Source organism: Hydrogenophaga sp. GW101-3F08, from assembly GCF_059424585.1.
Genome location: NZ_JBWKZP010000002.1, coordinates 664,114 through 682,201 on the forward strand (window position 1 = coordinate 664,114; position 18,088 = coordinate 682,201).

At 68.3% G+C, this 18,088-nt stretch carries 22 protein-coding genes; 19 read left to right on the plus strand and 3 right to left on the minus strand.

Annotation, left to right across the window (positions count from 1 at the left end):
* The first annotated feature begins 25 nt into the window (after nt 1-25).
* From AC07YZ_RS08735 to AC07YZ_RS08745, 3 genes are all read left to right on the plus strand, one after another.
* The gene (locus AC07YZ_RS08735; protein WP_494794462.1) at nt 26-436 is read left to right on the plus strand and encodes a DoxX family protein; all 411 of its coding nucleotides are present in this window, start codon (nt 26-28) and stop codon (nt 434-436) included.
* A gap of 86 nt (nt 437-522) precedes the next feature.
* Nucleotides 523-1,080 (plus strand): flavodoxin family protein, encoded by a 558-nt coding sequence (locus AC07YZ_RS08740; protein ID WP_226493555.1) that lies wholly within the window; start codon nt 523-525, stop codon nt 1,078-1,080.
* 29 nt (nt 1,081-1,109) lie between these two features.
* Nucleotides 1,110-1,805: a DUF599 domain-containing protein gene (locus AC07YZ_RS08745; RefSeq protein ID WP_226493554.1), complete on the plus strand. Its 696-nt coding sequence runs from the start codon at nt 1,110-1,112 to the stop codon at nt 1,803-1,805.
* Between the two features lie 10 nt (nt 1,806-1,815).
* Here the strand turns inward: AC07YZ_RS08745 and AC07YZ_RS08750 are convergent, their stop codons facing one another.
* Complete coding sequence (locus AC07YZ_RS08750) at nt 1,816-2,397, minus strand: phosphatase PAP2 family protein (protein WP_226493553.1); 582 nt, start codon at nt 2,395-2,397, stop codon at nt 1,816-1,818.
* Nucleotides 2,398-2,751: 354 nt separating this feature from the next.
* Here AC07YZ_RS08750 and AC07YZ_RS08755 point away from each other — a divergent pair, with 354 nt between their 5' ends.
* From AC07YZ_RS08755 to AC07YZ_RS08830, 16 genes are all read left to right on the plus strand, one after another.
* The gene (locus tag AC07YZ_RS08755; protein WP_494794463.1) at nt 2,752-2,997 is read left to right on the plus strand and encodes an acyl carrier protein; all 246 of its coding nucleotides are present in this window, start codon (nt 2,752-2,754) and stop codon (nt 2,995-2,997) included.
* Nucleotides 2,994-4,259, plus strand: coding sequence for a beta-ketoacyl-[acyl-carrier-protein] synthase family protein (locus tag AC07YZ_RS08760; protein ID WP_494794464.1), 1,266 nt, complete (start codon nt 2,994-2,996; stop codon nt 4,257-4,259). Before AC07YZ_RS08755 ends, AC07YZ_RS08760 begins: the two co-directional genes overlap by 4 nt.
* 9 nt (nt 4,260-4,268) lie before the next feature.
* The gene (locus tag AC07YZ_RS08765; RefSeq protein ID WP_226493550.1) at nt 4,269-4,553 is read left to right on the plus strand and encodes a phosphopantetheine-binding protein; all 285 of its coding nucleotides are present in this window, start codon (nt 4,269-4,271) and stop codon (nt 4,551-4,553) included.
* A complete protein-coding gene (locus AC07YZ_RS08770) occupies nt 4,550-5,224 on the plus strand; it encodes a COG4648 family protein (protein WP_494794465.1) in 675 nt (224 codons plus the stop codon). The genes AC07YZ_RS08765 and AC07YZ_RS08770 overlap by 4 nt, the downstream gene beginning before the upstream one ends.
* Nucleotides 5,221-6,570, plus strand: coding sequence for an AMP-binding protein (locus AC07YZ_RS08775; RefSeq protein ID WP_494794466.1), 1,350 nt, complete (start codon nt 5,221-5,223; stop codon nt 6,568-6,570). Before AC07YZ_RS08770 ends, AC07YZ_RS08775 begins: the two co-directional genes overlap by 4 nt.
* Nucleotides 6,557-6,862 carry a 3-hydroxyacyl-ACP dehydratase FabZ family protein gene (locus AC07YZ_RS08780; RefSeq protein ID WP_494794467.1) on the plus strand — a complete coding sequence of 102 codons (306 nt, stop codon included), beginning with the start codon at nt 6,557-6,559 and terminating at the stop codon, nt 6,860-6,862. Before AC07YZ_RS08775 ends, AC07YZ_RS08780 begins: the two co-directional genes overlap by 14 nt.
* Complete coding sequence (locus AC07YZ_RS08785; RefSeq protein WP_494794468.1) at nt 6,859-7,764, plus strand: lysophospholipid acyltransferase family protein; 906 nt, start codon at nt 6,859-6,861, stop codon at nt 7,762-7,764. Before AC07YZ_RS08780 ends, AC07YZ_RS08785 begins: the two co-directional genes overlap by 4 nt.
* A complete protein-coding gene (locus tag AC07YZ_RS08790; protein WP_494794469.1) occupies nt 7,761-8,330 on the plus strand; it encodes a LolA family protein in 570 nt (189 codons plus the stop codon). The genes AC07YZ_RS08785 and AC07YZ_RS08790 overlap by 4 nt, the downstream gene beginning before the upstream one ends.
* Nucleotides 8,327-10,663, plus strand: a complete 2,337-nt coding sequence (locus tag AC07YZ_RS08795; protein ID WP_494794470.1) for an MMPL family transporter — start codon at nt 8,327-8,329, stop codon at nt 10,661-10,663. Before AC07YZ_RS08790 ends, AC07YZ_RS08795 begins: the two co-directional genes overlap by 4 nt.
* A 44-nt stretch (nt 10,664-10,707) precedes the next feature.
* Nucleotides 10,708-11,301 carry an alpha/beta hydrolase gene (locus tag AC07YZ_RS08800; RefSeq protein ID WP_494794471.1) on the plus strand — a complete coding sequence of 198 codons (594 nt, stop codon included), beginning with the start codon at nt 10,708-10,710 and terminating at the stop codon, nt 11,299-11,301.
* Between the two features lie 3 nt (nt 11,302-11,304).
* Entirely contained in the window at nt 11,305-12,105 is an 801-nt protein-coding gene (locus tag AC07YZ_RS08805) for a polysaccharide deacetylase family protein (RefSeq protein WP_494794472.1), read from the plus strand.
* Nucleotides 12,106-12,245: 140 nt separating this feature from the next.
* On the plus strand, nt 12,246-13,436 hold the full coding sequence (locus AC07YZ_RS08810) for a beta-ketoacyl-[acyl-carrier-protein] synthase family protein (RefSeq protein WP_494794473.1): 1,191 nt from the start codon (nt 12,246-12,248) through the stop codon (nt 13,434-13,436).
* Nucleotides 13,433-14,275, plus strand: a complete 843-nt coding sequence (locus tag AC07YZ_RS08815; RefSeq protein WP_494794474.1) for a beta-ketoacyl synthase chain length factor — start codon at nt 13,433-13,435, stop codon at nt 14,273-14,275. Before AC07YZ_RS08810 ends, AC07YZ_RS08815 begins: the two co-directional genes overlap by 4 nt.
* Nucleotides 14,269-14,703: a hotdog family protein gene (locus AC07YZ_RS08820; RefSeq protein WP_494794475.1), complete on the plus strand. Its 435-nt coding sequence runs from the start codon at nt 14,269-14,271 to the stop codon at nt 14,701-14,703. The genes AC07YZ_RS08815 and AC07YZ_RS08820 overlap by 7 nt, the downstream gene beginning before the upstream one ends.
* Nucleotides 14,704-14,717: 14 nt before the next feature.
* A complete protein-coding gene (gene fabG / locus AC07YZ_RS08825; protein WP_494794476.1) occupies nt 14,718-15,437 on the plus strand; it encodes a 3-oxoacyl-ACP reductase FabG in 720 nt (239 codons plus the stop codon).
* Between the two features lie 107 nt (nt 15,438-15,544).
* Nucleotides 15,545-16,096 (plus strand): hypothetical protein, encoded by a 552-nt coding sequence (locus tag AC07YZ_RS08830; RefSeq protein ID WP_494794477.1) that lies wholly within the window; start codon nt 15,545-15,547, stop codon nt 16,094-16,096.
* Between the two features lie 27 nt (nt 16,097-16,123).
* Here the strand turns inward: AC07YZ_RS08830 and AC07YZ_RS08835 are convergent, their stop codons facing one another.
* Both AC07YZ_RS08835 and AC07YZ_RS08840 read right to left on the minus strand, forming a co-directional pair.
* Nucleotides 16,124-17,332: a cation:proton antiporter gene (locus AC07YZ_RS08835; protein WP_494794478.1), complete on the minus strand. Its 1,209-nt coding sequence runs from the start codon at nt 17,330-17,332 to the stop codon at nt 16,124-16,126.
* Nucleotides 17,329-18,087, minus strand: a complete 759-nt coding sequence (locus tag AC07YZ_RS08840) for a class I SAM-dependent methyltransferase (RefSeq protein ID WP_494794479.1) — start codon at nt 18,085-18,087, stop codon at nt 17,329-17,331. Before AC07YZ_RS08840 ends, AC07YZ_RS08835 begins: the two co-directional genes overlap by 4 nt.
* Between the last annotated feature and the right edge of the window lies 1 nt (nt 18,088).

Below are 18,088 nucleotides of genomic sequence, written 5' to 3' on the forward strand. Positions count from 1 at the left end.
AACTTTTTACCTGAGGAGTGCTTCCATGCTGTCATCCCTGCAAAACCCCCTGGCCCTGATCGGCCGCATCCTGCTGGCCGTGCTGTTTGTGCCGGCCGGTTTCGGCAAGATCGCCGGCTTCTCCGGCACCGTGGGGTACGCCGCCTCCATGGGCATGCCAATGCCCACGGTGGGCGTGGCCGCCGCACTGGTGATCGAGTTGCTGGGCGGCCTGGCGCTGCTGATCGGACTGGGCACCCGATGGGCGGCCCTGGCCCTGGCGGTGTTCACGCTGGTGGCCAGCTTCTTCTTCCACGCTTACTGGTCCCTGCCGGCCGAGCAGCAGATGATGCAGCAGCTGATGTTCTTCAAGAACGTCGCCATCACCGGCGGCTTGCTCGCCTTCGTGGCCTTTGGTGCCGGCGCGTTCAGCCTGGACGGGCGCCGCAAGGGCTGAAAGGCCGGGAGCCGTCACCGTTTCGCAGTTTTTTCCAACCCGCGCGGCATGCTCAACATGCCGCGCATTCCTTCAGGAGGCTTCAGATGTCCAAAGTTGTCGTGGTTTACCACTCGGGCTATGGCCACACCCAGCGCATGGCGCAAGCGGTGGCCGAAGGCGCCAATGCCGAACTCATCGCGATCGACGCCGACGGCAATCTGCCCGAGGGCGGCTGGGAAACGCTGGCCGCGGCCGATGCGATCATCATGGGTTCGCCCACCTACATGGGCAGCGTGAGCTGGCAGTTCAAGAAATTCGCCGACGCCTCCAGCAAGCCCTGGTTTTCCCAGCAATGGAAAGACAAGATCGCGGCCGGTTTCACCAACAGCGCGGGCATGAACGGCGACAAGCTGTCCACGCTGCACTACCTGTTCACCCTGGCCATGCAGCACGGCATGATCTGGGTGAGCCAGGGCCTTATGCCCAGCAACACCAAGGCCGCCCAGCGCAACGACGTGAATTACCTGGTGTCGTACAGCGGCGCGATCGCACAAAGCCCCTCCGACGCGAGCGCCAACGAGATGCTGCCCGGTGACCTGGAGACCGCGCGCCTGTTTGGCCAGCGCGTGGCGGCCACCGCAGCCAGGTTCGTGAAGGCCTGAGGCAACCGGAGCCGTCGTACCATCGGTGCATGAAGGTTCTCAGCATCATTCCCTGGGCCGACTGGCTGGCGCTGGTCGGGTTTTTTGCGCTGTGGGTCGGTTACGCGTGGTTTGCGCGCGTCCGGGGCCGCAGCCGCGCGTCCCTGCTGGTCACCACCAACCGCTACCGCGCCTACTGGATGCTGCAGGCCACCGCGCGCGATCCGCGCATGCTCGACGGCCTCATCACGCAAACGCTCTCGCACACGCCCTCGTTTTTCTCGTCCACCTCCATTCTGGTCATCGGGGGCCTGTTTGCCCTGCTCGGCACCACCGACAAGGCCACCGAGCTGATGAGCGAAATCCCGTTCGCCCAGACCACGTCGCTGGTGGTGTTCGAGTTCAAAATCTTGGTGCTGGTGGCGATCTTCGTCTACGCCTTCTTTCGTTTTTCCTGGTGCATGCGGCAGTACACCTTCGTGGCGCTGATCATCGGGTCCATGCCGCCGCCGGCGGATTTCGAGTCGGGCAAGTTCGACCGCCAGCAGTACGCCGACCGGGCGGCCGCCATGGTCGGCGCTGCCGCCGAAACCTTCAACGATGGCTTGCGCGCCTACTACTTCTCGTTCGCGGCGCTGGCCTGGTTCGTTTCACCGCTGGCCATGGTGCTGGGCACGCTGGCGGTGGTGGCGATCCTCTACAGCCGGGAGTTCCGCTCCGAGGTGCTGCACCTGTTGCGGGACTGAAGATCCGCGATCACGCCAGGGTCAAGCCCTGGCGTTTGCGACCCGGATACAGCGATGCGGCGGCAAAGACCAGACCCACGACCGCGCCACTGAGCGCATCGATGGCGACGTGTTGCAAAGTTGCAATGGTCGACCAGATGATGGCAATGCAATGCACGGCGCTGATCCAGCGCAATAGCCGGGGTGCATTCATTTCCCGGAATATCCGGTCGAGCCAGAATGCCGAAAATACCGCCGAGGCCACATGCAATGATGGACAGGCATTTCCGGAGGCATCAATACCCTTGATCATGGCCAATCCGGGGTAATCGTTCCAGTCAATGCCGAAATCGGGCGTGCGGGTCGGGAAAGCCCAGAATATGGCCAGGCAGAACAGGCACAGCAAGCTGATCCACAGGCCAAAAAGCAGCAGGGTGCGCAGGTCTTTCATCAAGGCGGGCGGCAGCGATACATAGACCCAGAGCGAGGCGTAGATCGGGAAAGCGGCCGGGACGAAACCGATCCAGTGGTCCAGCCAGATGGCCGGCACGACCACCGGTGTTTGTGTGGGATTGTTGAGAATCGTGAAATAGGCCCAGAAAAACAGCGTCATGAATGCCGTGGTTCCCAATGACTTGAGGGGCCAGAGAATGATCAGGCGCTTTGCAAACTCACGGTGCCAGCTTAATTCCATTGTTCGGTTTCATTCAATTTCAGGTCAAATGGGCTTTGCCCATTGAATACAAAGGTGCTCACGATCCATTGTTTGATCATGGGGCATTGGAAATGCATCATAACTGCCCCGGGCGGTGGAATATTTCCGGGATGTACAATCGCTCAAGGATAAACGCGCTCGGCTTCCTGGTGTGCTGCACACCGGAAAGACCGCTGCAAGACGGGCTGAGCGACAGCGGGCCGCAGCGTTGCCAGGGACAGGGGCGGCAGTGCCTCGCATGACGTATATGCAATGGACTCGACTGAACTGATACAAAAATTCCTCCAGGACCGCTTGGGCACCGCGCCTGAAAGCATCGTTCCCGGCGCACAGCTGGTCGATCTGGGCCTGGACTCGCTGATGCTGGCCGAACTGATGTTCGAGGCCGAGGATCGGTTCGCGATCTCGATCCCCTCCGACCTGCAGATGCCCAACACGGTCGGCGACATGACAGCCCTGATCGACACGCTGCTCGCCTCCAAAGCCTCGGCCTCATGAGTGCCCGGCGCGTGGCCATCACGGGCCTTGGCATTGTCAGTCCCTACGGCGGCGGGCTCGACGATTTTTTCCAGCGGCTGCTGGCCGGTGAGTCCGCGGTCCGCCACCTGGTGACCGACGACGTTCCGCGTCCCCTGTCCATTCCGTTTGTCGGCTGTCCGGGTTTTGACGCGGAAAAGGCGCTGGGCAAGCCCCTGGCCCTGATGATGGAGCGGTTCTCGCAACTCGGCGTGGCCGCGGCGTTTGCCGCCTGGGACCACGCGGGGCTCGCGCGCGAGGCCCTGGAAGAGGGTGCGCGCGACAACTGGGGCTGTATCTGGGGCACGGCACTGGGCGGCATCCTGGCCTACGAAAAGGGTTACCGCGACATGTGGATCAAGGGCCGCGAGCGCCTGTCGCCGCTGGCCGTGGTGCTGGGCATGAACAACGCGGTCAATGCGCACATTTCCATTCAGCTGGGGCTGGGCGGTGTCAGCACCAGCCACACCGCGGCCTGCGCGTCGTCCACCATCGCGATCGGCGAGGCGTTCCGGCGCGTGCGCTCGGGGGAGGCCACGGTCATGCTGGCCGGCGGCTCCGATGTGTCGCAGGCCTATGGCGTGGCACGCGCCTGGGAAGCCATGCGCGTCATGGCCCCAGGGAATGGCGACACCGCCGCGTTTGCCTGCCGCCCGTTCGCGCAGGACCGGCGTGGCCTGGTGCTGGGGGAGGGTGGCGCGGCCCTGGTGCTGGAAGACTGGGACCACGCGGTGGCGCGCGGAGCGCAGATCCAGGGCGAGATCGTCGGGTATGGCAACAGTTGTGACCACAGCCACCTGGTTCGGCCCGACGCCCGTGGCCAGGTGCGCGCGCTGCGCGCGGCGCTGGCCGACGCCCGGCTGGAGACGACCGACATCGGCTACATCAACGCCCACGGCACGGCCACGCTCGAAGGCGATCCTGTGGAAATCGGCGCGCTCAAGGCGGTGTTCGCCGAACAGGCCGCTGCGTTGCCGGTGAGTGCCACCAAATCCATGCACGGTCATCTGCTGGGCGCCGCCGGCGCCATCGAGGCCGTCACCACCGTGCTCGCCCTGCGCGAGCAGGCCATTCCTCCCACCGCCCACCTGAGAGGCCGGCTTGATCCGGCCTGCGAAGGGGTGGACCATGTGCTGGAGGGGCGCCGCGGTGTGCGGCTCAAGGCCGCCATCTCCAATTCATTTGCCTTCGGGGGCAGCAACGCCGTGCTGGCGTTTCGTGCCGTACCGGAACACGTTCTGTGAAGAGTTGCCATGTCTGATACCCCTGTTTCCGCTTCCTTCGACGACCTCATGAGCGAGGTCGCGGGCCTGATCGTCGAGGCCCTGAACCTGGACGTTCGACCCGATGAGGTCCTGCCCGACGACCCGCTCTACGGCGACGGCCTGGGTCTGGACTCGATCGACATGCTGGAGATCGCCCTGGTCATCTCCAAGCGCTTTGGTTTCCAGTTGCGCTCGGACAACGAGAACAACGACCAGATCTTTTCGTCCTTGCGGGCCCTGTGCACGCACATCGCCAGCCAGCGCACCAAATGAACCAGACCCCGGTCCAGGTGTGGCGCATCGTCGCGACGGGCGCGCTGTTCGTCGCCTGGGCGATCGCGGCGCACCTCGGCAGCGCGGGGGTGGGCAGTGCCGGCTTCAACGCGGGGGTGGCGGTGTTGCCGCTGTTCGTGGCCCTGGGCGCGCTGCTGTGGCAGGCGCGCAGCCTGGCCGTGCTGGTTGGCGGCCTGGTGGTGGCGCTGGCCGCCGTGGTCTGGGCCTGGCCCCAGCTGCGGGACAACGTTCCCGGGCTGTACTACCTGCAGCACCTGGGCAGCCATCTGGCGCTGGGGGTGTTGTTCGGCAAGACGCTGTGGGGCCCGGGCGATGCCCTGATCACGGGCATGGCCCGGCATATTTTCGGCAACGGGATTTCCGAGCGCAAGGTCCGCTACACCCGGCAGGTGACCGCGGCCTGGGCGGTGTATTTCTTCGCCAATGCGCTGGTCTCGACCGGGCTGTTCCTGTGGGCGCCGCTGGAGATCTGGTCGATCCATGCGAACCTGCTCACCGGCCCCCTGATCGCGCTGATGTTCCTGGGCGAGCACCTGGTCAGAAAGCGCATGCTGCCCGTGCATGAGCGGCCCAGCATCGTCAGCGTGGTGCGCGCCTACCGCCAGCGCACCGGCCAGGCCGCCAGCAGCGAACCGGCTTCCCGTCCATGAGCGAATACCCCCTGGTCAGCGGCCGGGCGCTGGACGACATCCTGGCCTGGCGGCCCGAAGGCGCGGTGACGGTCCGCGACTTCCTGTCGGACGCCAGCGCCGTGGCCGCCGGCCTGCCCGACGGCACCGGTGTGCTCAACCTGTGCGAAGACCGGTACCGGTTCGCCGTGGTGTTCGCGGCCTGTCTGCTGACCGGCAAAACCAGCCTGCAGCCCTCGTCGCAATCGGTCGAAACGCTGCGTCAGATCATGCGGGACTACCCCGGGGTTTTCTGTGTGACGGACGGGGCCTTCGAGGCGCCCGGGCTCGACCTGCCCAGGCTGGACTTCCCCGATCTGTCCGCGCTGGAGCGGCCCGTGGTGGACCGCATGCCCATGATCGCTGCCGACCGGGTGGTGGCCATCCTGTTCACCTCGGGGTCCACCGGACTGCCGCAGCCCCAGAGCAAGACCTGGGGCAAGCTGGTGTTGAACGGCCGTGCCGAGGCGCGTGGTCTGGGGCTGGAGCAGACCCCGCATGTGCTTATCGGCACGGTGCCGGTGCAGCACAGCTACGGATTCGAGTCCACCTTTTTGCTGGCGCTGCACGGGGGCTGCAGTTTCTGGAGTGGCAAGCCGTTTTACCCGCAGGACGTGGTCGGGGCGCTGCAGGCCGTGCCCGGCCCCCGCATGCTGGTGACCACGCCGTACCACCTTTCGGCGCTGCTGTCTTCGGGCCTGGCCTTGCCGGCGGTGGACAAGTGGCTGTCGGCCACCGCGCCGCTGAGCACCGAACTGGCCGCGCAGGCGGAACGCCAGAGCGGCGCGCCGGTGCACGAAATCTACGGCTCCACGGAGTCGTCCCAGCTCGCCAGCCGGCGCACCACCGACGGTGCTGCCTGGCAGCTGCTGCCCGGTGTGGCGCTGGCGCAGGAGGGTGACACCACCTTCGCCCAGGCCGGCCATGTGGAAGGGCGCGTGCCGCTGTCCGACATCATCGAGCTGTTGCCGGACGGCCGCTTCCTGCTGCACGGGCGCCATGCGGACCTGGTCAACATCGCGGGCAAGCGCACCTCGCTGGCCTACCTCAACCACCAGTTGTGCGCGATCGAGGGGGTGCAGGACGGTGCCTTCTTCCTGCCGGACGAAGACGCCCGCGACGGCGTGACCCGCCTGACCGCGTTCGTGGTGGCGCCGGGGCTGGCGCGTGCCGATCTGGTGGCCGCGCTGCGCCAGCGCATCGACGCCATCTTCATGCCGCGGCCGCTGGTGCTGGTGGACGGTCTGCCGCGCAACAGCACCGGCAAACTGCCGCGCAGCGGCCTGCAGGCGCTCTACCAGAGCCGGGTGTCCGATGGGCAGCGCTGAGTCCGTCTGGCGCGTCCCGACGGACCACCCCGCCTTTGCCGGGCATTTTCCGGCGCGCCCCATCGTCCCGGGTGTCGTGTTGCTCGACCACGCGATCCTGCTGGCCCAGGGCCTGCAGGGCGGGCCTGTCGAGGGATGGCGGGTGGACCAGGCCAAGTTCCTCAGCCCCTGCGGGCCGGGGGAAGAACTGCATTTCACGCTGGAGGTGTCGGCGCGCGGCTCCATCGCCTTTCGGGTGAGCTGCGAGGGCCGTGCCGTCGCTTCCGGCAGCCTGGTGCCACCCTCCCAATGACCGCCCGCGTCCGACCCGGGTGGATGCGTCAGCAGGAGCGCAGCAACACCGCCATCCTCAAGCTGATGGTCTGGATTTCACTGACCTTCGGCCGCGGCCTGGGCCGCCTGGTGCTGCACGGCATCGCGCTCTATTTCTCCCTCTTTTCACCCCAGGCGCGCCGGGCCAGCCAGGCCTACCTGGCGCGCGCGCTCGGGCGGCCCGCGCGCTGGCGCGACGGCTACCGCCACGTCTTCAGCTTCGCCAGCACCATCCACGACCGGGTGTACCTGCTCAACGACCGCTTCGACGCGTTCGACATCGAGGTGTCTGGCGCCCACCACCTGGACCAGGCCTTGCTCCAGCAGAAAGGCGCCCTGCTGGTCGGGGCGCACCTGGGCAGCTTCGAGGTGTTGCGCTCGGTGGGGCGCAGCCACACCGGGCTGCACGTGGCCATGCTGATGTACGAGGAAAACGCGCGCAAGATCAATGCCGCGCTGGCCGCGATCAACCCCAAGGCGGTGCAAGATATCATCCGCCTCGGTCGCCCTGAATCCCTGCTGGAAGTCCGCGACAAGCTGGACGACGGGTATCTGGTGGGCGTACTGGCGGACCGCTCGCTCGGGGGCGATGCCCAGCTGGAGGTGCCCTTTCTCGGCGAGCCGGCCGCGTTTCCACTGGGGCCCTGGCGCATGGCGGCGATGTTGCGCCGACCGGTGTTTTTCATGACCGGGCTGTACCTGGGGGGCAATCGCTACCAGATCCACCTGGAACCTCTGGCCGATTTCTCCGAAACTTCGCGCGGCGAACGTGATCCAGCCATTGAGCAAGCGGTGCGGCGCTACGCCGATCTGCTCACGCGGTTCTGCCGGCAGGCCCCTTACAACTGGTTCAACTTCTTCGATTTCTGGCAGAAAAAATGATCAAACGGTGGTTTTTCGGTGTGGCACTGCTGGGCCTGACGGGGCTGGCACACGCCGCCTACGACGTGCAGCAGCTGATGGCCGAGCTGGCCCAGAACAAGGGCGGGCGGGTGCGCTTCGTTGAAAAGCGTTTCGTGGCGCTGCTGGACAAGCCCCTGCTGGCCTCGGGCGAGATGAGCTACACCCCGCCCGACCGGCTGGAAAAGCACACCCTGTTGCCCAAGCCCGAAACCATGGTGCTCGACGGGGACCGGCTCATCCTGGAGCGCGACAAGCGCCGCATGACGATCAACCTGGCCAGCCGGCCCGAAGCGCTGGCTTTTGTCGACAGCATCCGCAGCACGCTCTCGGGCAACCGGCGCTCGCTGGAGCAGAACTACGCGCTGCAGCTCTCGGGCGACAGCCGCCAGTGGGTGCTGGTGCTGGTGCCCAGCGAACAGGGCATCGCCGCCTTGCTCCAACGCATCACCGTCAGCGGGACCCAGAGCCAGGTGCGCAAGATCGAGTACCTGCAGACCGATGGCGACCGCTCCGAACTCACGATTGAACCGATCGAAGCGCAATGAGTTCTGCGCTGCGTGTTTTTGGTCTGTGGCTGCTGGCCATGGCCGCTGGGGCTGCGGTGGTCTGGAACAGCCATTTCTCGGCCGACATGTCGTTTTTCCTGCCCTCCAAGCCGAGCGCCGAGCAGAAGGTGCTGGTCGGCCAGCTCAAGGACGGCACGGTGTCCCGCCTGTTGATGGTGGCCATCGAAGGGGGCGACGCCGCGGCGCGGGCCAAGGTGTCGCGCGCACTGCGCAGCCAGCTTGCGGGCCAGCCCGGGTTTGTCTCGGTCCAGAACGGTGAAATCGAAGGCCTGGGGGCCGAGCGCGACTTCCTGGTGCGCTACCGCTACCAGCTGAGCCCAGCGGTGACGCCGGAGCGCTTCACGGTCGAGGGTCTGCGGGCCGCCGTGGGCAACGCCATCGACACGCTCGCCTCGCCCGTGGGCATGCTGTTCAAACCCTATCTGACGCGCGACCCGACGGGCGAGCTGCTGGCCGTGCTGGACCAGCTCAACCCCGGTGACCAGCCCGAGACCCGGGCCGGGGTCTGGGCTTCGCGCGACGGTGAGCGCGCCATGCTGCTGCTGCAGACGCGGGCGCTGGGCTCCGACACCGATGGCCAGGAAGCGGCCATCGCCCAGGTGAAGGACACCTTCGCCCGCGTCGCCGGGGAGGCCGGCGCGAGCGGGCTGACGCTGAGCCTGTCCGGGCCGGGTCAGTTCGCCGTGAAGTCGCGTGCAACCATCAAGGCCGAGGTGTCGCGCCTGTTCCTGTTGAGCAGCCTGGGCATCATCGTGGTGCTGCTGGCGGTGTACCGCTCGGGGCGCCTGCTCGCGCTGAGCCTGCTGCCGATGGCCAGCGGCGCGCTGGCCGGGGTGGTGGTGGTGAGTCTGGTGCACGGCACGGTCTTCGGCATCACCGTGGGTTTTGGCTCGGCCCTGATCGGCGAAGCGGTGGACTACGCCATCTACTTTTTCGTGCAGTCCGGCCGCCAGGGGCTCAAGAGCTGGCGCGAGGTGTTCTGGCCCACGATCCGGCTGGGTGTGTTGACCTCGGCGCTCGGTTTTGGCGCGCTGCTGTTCTCGGGCTTCCCGGGCCTGGCGCAACTGGGGCTGTACGCCCTGTCCGGCGTGGTCACCGCCGCGTTGGTCACCCGCTTTGTCCTGCCCACGCTGGCGGGCGGGCATGTGCGCGTGCCGGTGCCGGGGCGTTTCGTGAACGGGCTTTTCGCGGCGTTGGGCCAGGCGCACCGGCTGCGTCTGCCGGTGGCGCTGCTGGCCCTGGCGGCCTGCGTTTTTCTGTTCGTCGAGCGCGACGGGCTCTGGGATTCCAACCTGTCGGCGCTGTCCACCGTCAACCAGGTGGACGCGGCCAACGACGGACGCTTGCGCTCCGACCTGGGCGCGCCCGACGCGCGCTACATGGTCACCGTGACCGCGCCCGATCAGGAAAGCGCCTTGCAGGCCGCCGAGCGCGCCGGCGAGCAGCTCGACCGGCTGGTGGCCGATGGCCGCATCGGCGGCTACGACAGCCCGGCGCGTTTTCTGCCCAGCGTGCAGCGCCAGACCGCGCGGCTGGCCAGCCTGCCTTCGGCCAGCGAGCTGCAGACGCGGGTGTCGCAGGCGTTGAGCGATTCACCGCTGTCCGCGGGCAAGCTCGGGGGCTTCATCGAAGACGTCGAGGCGGCGCGGCGCGGCGGCGTTCTGCAGCGCAAGGACCTGGACGGCACGGACCTCGCGCTGGCGGTCGACTCCCTGCTCTCGCAGGGGCCGGACGGCTGGAACGCGATGCTGCCGCTGCGCCCGTCGAGCGAGGCGCAGGACGGCGAGCTGCCGGTGGAGCAGGTGCGTGCCGCGCTGGCGGGCAGCGGGGCCGTGTTCGTGGACATGAAGTCCGAATTCGACACGCTCTACCAGGGTTACCTGAGCGAGGCGGTGAGCCTGTCGCTGGCCGGTTTCGTGGCCATCGTGGGCCTGCTGGCGTTCAGCTTGCGCTCCGCGCGGCGGCTGGCGCGGGTGCTGCTCACGCTGGTGCTGACGGTGGCGATCGTGATCGCGGGGCTGCACCTGATCGGCGAGCGCCTGCACCTGCTGCACCTGGTCGGCATGCTGCTGATCGTGGCGGTGGGCTCCAACTACGCGCTGTTCTTCGACCGTGCGGCCGCTGGCGAACCGCTGGACGCGGAAATCCTGTTGTCCATGGTCGTGGCCGCCCTGACCACCGTGATCGGTTTCGGTGCGCTGGCGCTGTCCAGCGTGCCGGTGCTCAATGCCGTCGGGGTCACGGTGGGGCCGGGTGCCCTGCTGGCGATCCTGTTGTCGGCGGTGCTGGTGTACCCGGCACGGGCGAGGTAAGGGTGGACGGCGCTCTGCACCTTCACCGCGGCGCATCGACCCTGATGGTGCTGCTGCCCGGCGCCCAGATGCGGCCGCAGGAGATCGTGGACGCCGGCCTTTTTGACGCCGTGCGCCAACGCGGTCTGGCGCTGGATCTGCTGGTGATGGACCTGCGGCACGAAGCCGCGTGTGGCCACTCGGCCATGGACCGGCTGGAAAACGGCGTGCTGGCCCCGGCGCGTGAGCGCTACCAGCGCGTCTGGCTGGGCGGCATTTCCCTGGGCGGGTTGCTCGCCCTGTGCCACCAGGCCGAAAGCGCGGGCCGGGTGGACGGGTTGTGCCTGTTGTCGCCGTACCCAGGCAGCCGCATCACCACCAACACGATCGCGCGCGCCGGCGGGCTCGACGCCTGGCAGCCCAGCAACGAACAGCTGGAAGACCCGGAGTTCCGCGCCTGGCGCTGGCTCAAGAAGCCCGAGATCGACGTGCCGGTGTATTTCGGCTATGGCCTGCAAGACCGGTTTGCCGACGGCATGCACCAGATGGCCGGGCGCCTGCCCGGCGCCACCACCTGCACCCCGGCCGGCGGCCACGACTGGCCGGTCTGGCGCGCGTTGTGGGCAGACTTCCTCGACCGCAGCCATTTCCCCGCCTGACCCATGCCCCGACCCTGGACCGCTTCACCCACACTGAAAGCCAGCCTGGTGGTGCACGGCGCCGCAGCGCTGGGCACGCTGGCCGTGCCCGCCGCCTGGCCCTGGGCGCTGGGCGCGCTGCTGGCCAACCACGCGGTCCTGTCCACCGCCGGTCTGTTGCCGCGCTGCACGCTGCTCGGGCCCAACATCACCCGTTTGCCGGCTGGCGCGGTGGCGCGGCGCGAAATCGCCCTGACCATCGACGACGGGCCCGATCCCGAGGTCACGCCGCGCGTGCTCGACCTGCTGGACGCCGCGCAGGCGAAGGCCAGTTTCTTCTGCATCGGCCGGCGCGCCCGGCAATACCCGGGCGTGTGCCGCGAGATCGTGGCGCGCGGCCACCGCGTGGAAAACCACGGTGACAGCCATTCCAACGCGTTCTCGGTGTTCGGGCCGGCGCGCATGCGGGCCGACATCGCGGCGGCGCAGGCCACGCTGGCCGACATCACCGGGCAGGCCCCGTTGTTCTTTCGCCCCACCGCCGGTTTGCGCAACCCGTTCCTGGAGCCGGTGCTGGCCGCGCTGGACCTGCGGCTGGCGGCCTGGACGCGGCGCCCCTACGACACCCGCACCGGCGATGCGCAGCGGGTGCTGGCGCGGCTCACCCGCGGGCTGGCCGCGGGCGACATTCTGCTGATGCACGACGGGCACTCGGCCCGCACGCCCGATGGCCAGGCGGTGATCCTGGCCAGCCTGCCCGCGCTGTTGCAGACCCTGAACGAGCAAGACCTTCTGCCTGTCACTCTGCAGGCCGCGCTTTCCTGAGGCCGCCGCGTTTTCAGGGCCGGTTGGCACGGCGCTTGCCAGGGAAAACCCTTGGCGAACCCGATGCCAGTGTGGCGTGCACCGATCTGAGTGGTGGGGTGGACCCCATAAAATCGGGGTTTCCCTTTTCAAAGCTCTCTGTGACGCCTTTGCTGCTCTCCGCCTTCACCGCGACCACCTGCCTGGGCAGGGGGCTGGACGCCACACGCGACGCCTTGCGCAGCAACCGCTCCGGCCTGAAACCCTGCCGCTTCGAGACCGTTGAACTCGACACCTGGATCGGCGAGGTGGCCGACGTGGACGCGCAGCGCCTGCCCGCCGCGCTGGCGAGCCACGACTGCCGCAACAACCGCCTGACGCAGATGGGACTCGAAACCGACGGCTTCGCGGACCGCGTGCGCGAGGCGGTGGCCCGCCACGGCCGCACCCGCGTCGGCGTGTTTCTGGGCACCAGCACCGCCGGCATCCTGCAGACCGAACTGGCCTATCGCCGCCGCGACCCGGTCAGTGGCGCCTTGCCCGACGACTTCGTCTACCGGCACACGCACAACGCCTTTTCGCTGGCCGAATTCACGCACGACTACTTCGGGCTCGAAGGCATGGCCATGGCCATTTCCACCGCCTGTTCGTCCAGCGCCAAGGTGTTCGCCGCCGCCGCCCGGCAGCTCGCGCTCGGCACCATCGACGCCGCCATCGTGGGCGGCGTGGACACCCTGTGCCTCACCACGCTCTACGGTTTTGCCTCGCTGCAGCTGACCTCGTCCCAGCCCTGCCGGCCCTACGATGTGGCGCGCGACGGCATCTCCATCGGGGAGGGGGCGGCCTTCGGTCTGCTGGAGCGTGCCCCGCGGCCCGAGCCCGGCGCGGTGCTGCTCATGGGCGTGGGCGAGTCGAGCGACGCGTACCACATGTCCGCGCCACACCCGCAAGGGCTGGGCGCCCGCATGGCCATGGAAGCCGCGCTGCGTTCGGCGGGGATCGGCGCCGATGCGGTGGACTACATCAACCTGCACGGCACCGCCACCCCGGCGAACGACGCCGCCGAGGGCCTGGCGATACAGGCCCTGTTTGGCGACCGGGTGCCCTGCAACTCCACCAAGGGCGCCACCGGCCACACCCTGGGCGCGGCGGGCGCCGTGGGGGCGGTGGTCTGCGCGCTGGCGCTGACCGATGGCCAACTGCCGGGCAGCCCCGGCACGCAGGTGCTGGACCCGACCCTGCCGATCCGCTACCAGACCCACAGCGTGGCCGCCCCGGTGCGGCGCGTGCTGTCCAATTCCTTCGGTTTCGGCGGCAGCAACTGCAGCCTGGTGCTGGGGGTGGCCGCATGAACGCACACACCACCCAACCGGCCGGCACCGACGTGCCCGCAGACACCCCGTTGCACGCCTGGATCGATGGCATTGGCGTGATCACACCCGGCCTGCCGGACTGGCCAACGGCGCGCGAGGTGTTGCGCGGCGAACAGGCCTTTGTCCGCGCGGCCTCGCTGTTGCCGGTGCCCACGCTGCTGCCCGCGGCCGAACGCCGGCGCGCCAGCCGTGTCGTCAAACTGAGCCTGGGCCTGGGCCTGGAGGCCGCCGCGCAGGCCGGCGCCGACGTCGCCTCGCTGACCACGGTGTTCTCCGCCTCCGGGGCCGACGGCCACAACTGCCATGCGCTGTGTGAGCAACTGGCCACCGAAGACCGGCAGATCTCGCCCACGCGCTTTCACAACTCGGTGCACAACGCGGCCGCCGGCTATTGGGGCATCGCCACCCACAGCATGGCGCCGTGCCAGGTGATCTGCGCCTACGACGCCAGCATGGGCGCAGGCCTGCTCGACGCGCTGGCCCAGGTGGCCTGCGATCAGCAGCCGGTGCTGCTGGTGGCCTACGACAGCGAATACCCCGAACCGCTGCACAGCAAGCGCGACACGCCCGACTGCGGTGGTGTGGCCCTGCTGCTGTCCCCCGTGCGCAGCGAACGTTCCCTGGCCTCGATACGCGTCACACCGACCACCGAAGCCGCCGACACGCTGGCCGACGCCGGTCTGGAGACCCTGCGCCTGCAGGTCCCCGCGCTGCGGGCCTTGCCGCTGCTGCAGCGTCTGGCCACCGGGGCGGCGGGCCCGGTCTGCCTGGACTACCTGGCCCCGATGCAACTGATGGTGGACCTGCGGCCGTGTTAGACCACGACTGGATCGCCGCCCACATCCCGCACCAGGGCCGCATGTGCCTGCTCGACGCGGTGCTGGACTGGTCGGACACCACCATCGTGTGCCGCGCCGACAGCCACACCGCCGCCGACCACCCGCTGCGCGCCGACGGCCGGCTGGGCATCGCGGCGGGCATCGAATACGCCGCGCAGGCCATGGCCGTGTACGGCGTGCTGCTGGCGCCGGCGGCGCAGCCCCCGCGCCTGGGTTACCTCACCAGCGTGCGCGGCGTGCAGATGCACGTGGTGCGGCTGGACGATCTGGCCGGCGCGCTGGAGGTGCGGGCCGAGCGCCTCAGCGGTGACGCCACGCTCATCCTCTACCGTTTTCAGGTGCTCCACGAAGGCCGCTGTCTGCTCGACGGCCGGGCGTCCGTGGTGCTCGACGCCCAAGCCCTTTGAAGGAAACAACCCCCATGAAGCGAGCCCTGGTCACAGGTGGCAGCGGTGGCATCGGCGCCGCCATTTGCAGCAGGCTGGCCGCCGACGGCCACCACGTCATCGTGCACGCCAACCGCGGCCTGGAAAAAGCGCAGGCGCTGGTCGCGCAGATACAGGCCGCGGGTGGCAGCGCGCAGGCGGTGGCGTTCGACGTCACCGACCGCCAGGCCACGGCGGCGGCGCTGGAGCGTCTGGTGGAAGAGGGTGCGATCCAGATCCTGGTCAACAACGCCGGCATCCACGACGACGCGGTGTTCCCGGGCATGAGCGGTGAGCAATGGGACCGCGTGCTGGACGTGTCGCTCAACGGTTTTTTCAACGTCACGCAACCGCTGACCATGCCCATGATGCGCACGCGCTGGGGCCGCATCGTCAGCATCTCGTCGGTGGCCGCGATCGCGGGCAACCGAGGCCAGGTCAACTACTCGGCCGCCAAGGGCGCGCTGCACGCGGCGAGCAAGTCGCTGGCGCTGGAGCTGGCCAGCCGCGGCGTCACGGTGAACGCGGTCGCGCCCGGCCTGATCGCCACCGGCATGATCGACGGCAGTTTCGACGCCGATGCCGTCAAGAAGCTCGTGCCCATGCAGCGTGTGGGCCGCCCGGAAGAGGTGGCGGACTTGGTGGCCTTCCTGGCCTCGGACCGCGCGGCCTACATTTCGGGACAGGTGATCTCCATCAATGGTGCGATGATCTGAAGCGCTGTTTTGAGCGCCGGCCGGCGGCGTGTGAACGCCCCGGGGCGCGCATGCTTGTCCGACCCCTGCCGCTTGTGAACGAGCGGCCATTGCCGAAGGAGAACGCCATGTTGCCCACTCTGAACCGTTACCTGGCCTGTCTGTGTGTCGCAGCCCTTGCGGGTTCGCCCGCGGTGCACGCACAGAGTGGGTCCACGCAAGCGCCCGCACAGGCCGCGCAGCCGCCCGTTGCGACGCAGCCCGCCGTGCCAACCCCGTCAGAGGACGACGCCCCGGTGCAGGCCTGTCTGAAGGCCTGGGGCGCCCACCCGTTCGGCACCCGCCCGACCTACCGCACGCTGGCGACTTCGGTGAAGGTGTTCGGCATCGGCTCCGATACGGCCGACAAGGAGGTCACCAGCCAACCCGCGCTGATTCTGGTCAACCCCGGTGTGAACGTGATGGGCGGCTCGGTGATCGAGCTGATGAACCCCAATGGCTGGTACTGCCTGCGGGCCTCGGTCAACGTCATGGGCGGCATGAACATCAAGCTGCACTGCCGCGCGCGGCTGGCCTCCTCGTCGGGCGGCGCGACCGTGATGAGCGCGGACAACGACGCCAAGGGCGTCACGGTCATGGGCTCGATCCAGGTCGAGCGCGTGGGCTGTGGCGGGGCCTGAAAGGCGATCCGACCCCGCGCCCGGGGGTCACTTGGACACCAAGCCGGCCTGGAAGCGCTGCGCGGCGCGGTGCATCAGCGGTTTGACCATGGGTACGGTCAGCATGGTGCTGGCCACCGCCATCAGCAGCAGGGCGGTGAACGCCGCGTTGGTGATGATCTGCTTGTCCAGCAGGATGTTGGCGAAGATGATCATGATCAGCGCCTTGGTCTGCAGCAGCCAGCCGATGATGGACGCCTCGCCGGGCGACCAGCGCAGCACGTAGGCCGCCAGCCGCACCCCGAGCAGCTTGCCCACCACCGAGGCCACCAGCAGCAGCCCGGCGGCCGCGAACACCGCCGTGCCGCCCACCGCCCAGTTGGTGCGCAGGCCGGTGGAGAGGAAGAACACCGGCATCATCACCAGCAGCACGTGGTGGCGAAGCTGGTCGAGCTTGTCCTGGTCGAACCAGTGCGCGTCCATCACGGCGCCCGCGAGGAACGCACCCACCATGTAATGCAGGCCGGCCCAGTCGGCGCCCAGCCCGCACACGGCCAGCCAGATCAGGGCCATGTACCAGCGGTCGCGCTCGGGCAGCCAGGCCATGAGTTTGCGATAGGCCAGGCTGAGCACCACGAAGGCGAGCAGGAAGGCGACCTGTTTGCCGATCCGGCCCCAGTCCATCAGGATCAGGGCCAGCACGCCCCAGATCGCGATGTCGTCCAGGCTCGCATAGCGCAGGATGCGCTGCCCCAGGGGCTGGCGCAGGATGTCGAGCTTTTCCATCAGCAGGATCAGGATCGGCAGCGCCGTCACCGCGCAGGCCATGCCGATGCCAAGCACGAACTGCCAGGACATGGCTTGCGCGCCCATCCAGCCGTCAAACCCGAGCATCACCGCCGCCGCGGCGCAGCCCAGAAGCAGGGGCGCGCCCAACGCCAGGCCGGCCGTGATGCTGCTCTCGCGCCGGTGCTCCCAGGCCTTCTTCAGGTCGAGCTCCACACCGGCGATCATCACGAACAACATCACCGACCACCAGGCCAGGCCGTTGAGCAGCTGGATCACGCTGGGGGTGAAGACGAAGTCGTAGTAGGCCGGAAACCACTTGCCCAGCACACCGGGCCCGAGCAGGATGCCGGTGATGATCTGCACCACCACCAGCGGCGCGTAGTGGTCGGTGCGGCCCAGGCGCCAGATCAGCCAGGGCACGGTGAAGATGATCGCCATGGCGATCAGGAAAACCTCGGTGGTGCTCATTTTTTGCCTCCTGTGTATTCGCGGAACACGCCCAGACTGATGCGGCAGTCCACGTCCTGGAACCCGGCCCGGCGCAGGGCCTCCAGGATGCGTTCGGGCTCGATCGCCGCCTCGATGGTGTCGCCGTAGTACTCCCACAGCCGTTTCACGTCGGCATGCCGGCGCGTCAGGCGGGCCAGCACCGGCACCACCACCGCGATGTGGAAGTGCAGCAGGCCGCGCGCGATCCGGCTGCGGGGACGGCTGATTTCCATGATGCAGACCTTGCCGCCCGGGCGCAGCACGCGCAGGTATTCGGCGAAGGCCCGGTCGAGGTCGCCCACGTGGCGCAGGGCGTAGCCCATGGAGACGAAGTCCACCTGCGCGTCGGGCAGGGGAATGGACTCGGCGTAGGCCTCGATGGTCTCGACATCCACCTTCTTGCGCAGCTCGGCCAGCATGCCGGGCGAGGGGTCGAGCGCCAGCACGCGCCCTTCGGGCCCGACCAGTTCGTGGCCCGCCACGGTGACCAGGCCGGTGCCGGCGGCCACGTCCAGCAGGGTCATGCCGGGCTGCAGGCCGTTGCGCACCAGCACCTCGCGCCGGTACCAGGCGCCGCTGCCCAGCGCGGTGAGCGCCTCGGCGTTGTCGTAGCCGGGCGCGGCCTGGTCGAACATGGCGCGGGTGACGCTGCGGCGCTCGTCCTCGCTGCGGAAATAGGGGTTCAGGCGCGGGTCGGATTTCAGCGCGGCGGTGCGCGGTGGGGTGGGTGTCATG

Excerpts from the sequence above, each read along its gene's own strand:
- AC07YZ_RS08775 (WP_494794466.1), top strand. The coding sequence starts at position 5,221 with ATGAGCGAATACCCCCTGGTCAGCGGCCGGGCGCTGGACGACATCCTG.
- AC07YZ_RS08780 (WP_494794467.1), top strand. The coding sequence starts at position 6,557 with ATGGGCAGCGCTGAGTCCGTCTGGCGCGTCCCGACGGACCACCCCGCC.
- AC07YZ_RS08745 (WP_226493554.1), top strand. The coding sequence starts at position 1,110 with ATGAAGGTTCTCAGCATCATTCCCTGGGCCGACTGGCTGGCGCTGGTC.
- AC07YZ_RS08840 (WP_494794479.1), bottom strand. The coding sequence starts at position 18,087 with ATGACACCCACCCCACCGCGCACCGCCGCGCTGAAATCCGACCCGCGC.
- AC07YZ_RS08830 (WP_494794477.1), top strand. The coding sequence starts at position 15,545 with ATGTTGCCCACTCTGAACCGTTACCTGGCCTGTCTGTGTGTCGCAGCC.
- AC07YZ_RS08755 (WP_494794463.1), top strand. The coding sequence starts at position 2,752 with ATGGACTCGACTGAACTGATACAAAAATTCCTCCAGGACCGCTTGGGC.
- AC07YZ_RS08765 (WP_226493550.1), top strand. The coding sequence starts at position 4,269 with ATGTCTGATACCCCTGTTTCCGCTTCCTTCGACGACCTCATGAGCGAG.
- AC07YZ_RS08770 (WP_494794465.1), top strand. The coding sequence starts at position 4,550 with ATGAACCAGACCCCGGTCCAGGTGTGGCGCATCGTCGCGACGGGCGCG.
- AC07YZ_RS08800 (WP_494794471.1), top strand. The coding sequence starts at position 10,708 with ATGGTGCTGCTGCCCGGCGCCCAGATGCGGCCGCAGGAGATCGTGGAC.
- fabG (WP_494794476.1), top strand. The coding sequence starts at position 14,718 with ATGAAGCGAGCCCTGGTCACAGGTGGCAGCGGTGGCATCGGCGCCGCC.
- AC07YZ_RS08735 (WP_494794462.1), top strand. The coding sequence starts at position 26 with ATGCTGTCATCCCTGCAAAACCCCCTGGCCCTGATCGGCCGCATCCTG.
- AC07YZ_RS08815 (WP_494794474.1), top strand. The coding sequence starts at position 13,433 with ATGAACGCACACACCACCCAACCGGCCGGCACCGACGTGCCCGCAGAC.
- AC07YZ_RS08805 (WP_494794472.1), top strand. The coding sequence starts at position 11,305 with ATGCCCCGACCCTGGACCGCTTCACCCACACTGAAAGCCAGCCTGGTG.
- AC07YZ_RS08795 (WP_494794470.1), top strand. The coding sequence starts at position 8,327 with ATGAGTTCTGCGCTGCGTGTTTTTGGTCTGTGGCTGCTGGCCATGGCC.
- AC07YZ_RS08750 (WP_226493553.1), bottom strand. The coding sequence starts at position 2,397 with ATGACGCTGTTTTTCTGGGCCTATTTCACGATTCTCAACAATCCCACA.
- AC07YZ_RS08740 (WP_226493555.1), top strand. The coding sequence starts at position 523 with ATGTCCAAAGTTGTCGTGGTTTACCACTCGGGCTATGGCCACACCCAG.
- AC07YZ_RS08785 (WP_494794468.1), top strand. The coding sequence starts at position 6,859 with ATGACCGCCCGCGTCCGACCCGGGTGGATGCGTCAGCAGGAGCGCAGC.
- AC07YZ_RS08760 (WP_494794464.1), top strand. The coding sequence starts at position 2,994 with ATGAGTGCCCGGCGCGTGGCCATCACGGGCCTTGGCATTGTCAGTCCC.
- AC07YZ_RS08790 (WP_494794469.1), top strand. The coding sequence starts at position 7,761 with ATGATCAAACGGTGGTTTTTCGGTGTGGCACTGCTGGGCCTGACGGGG.
- AC07YZ_RS08835 (WP_494794478.1), bottom strand. The coding sequence starts at position 17,332 with ATGAGCACCACCGAGGTTTTCCTGATCGCCATGGCGATCATCTTCACC.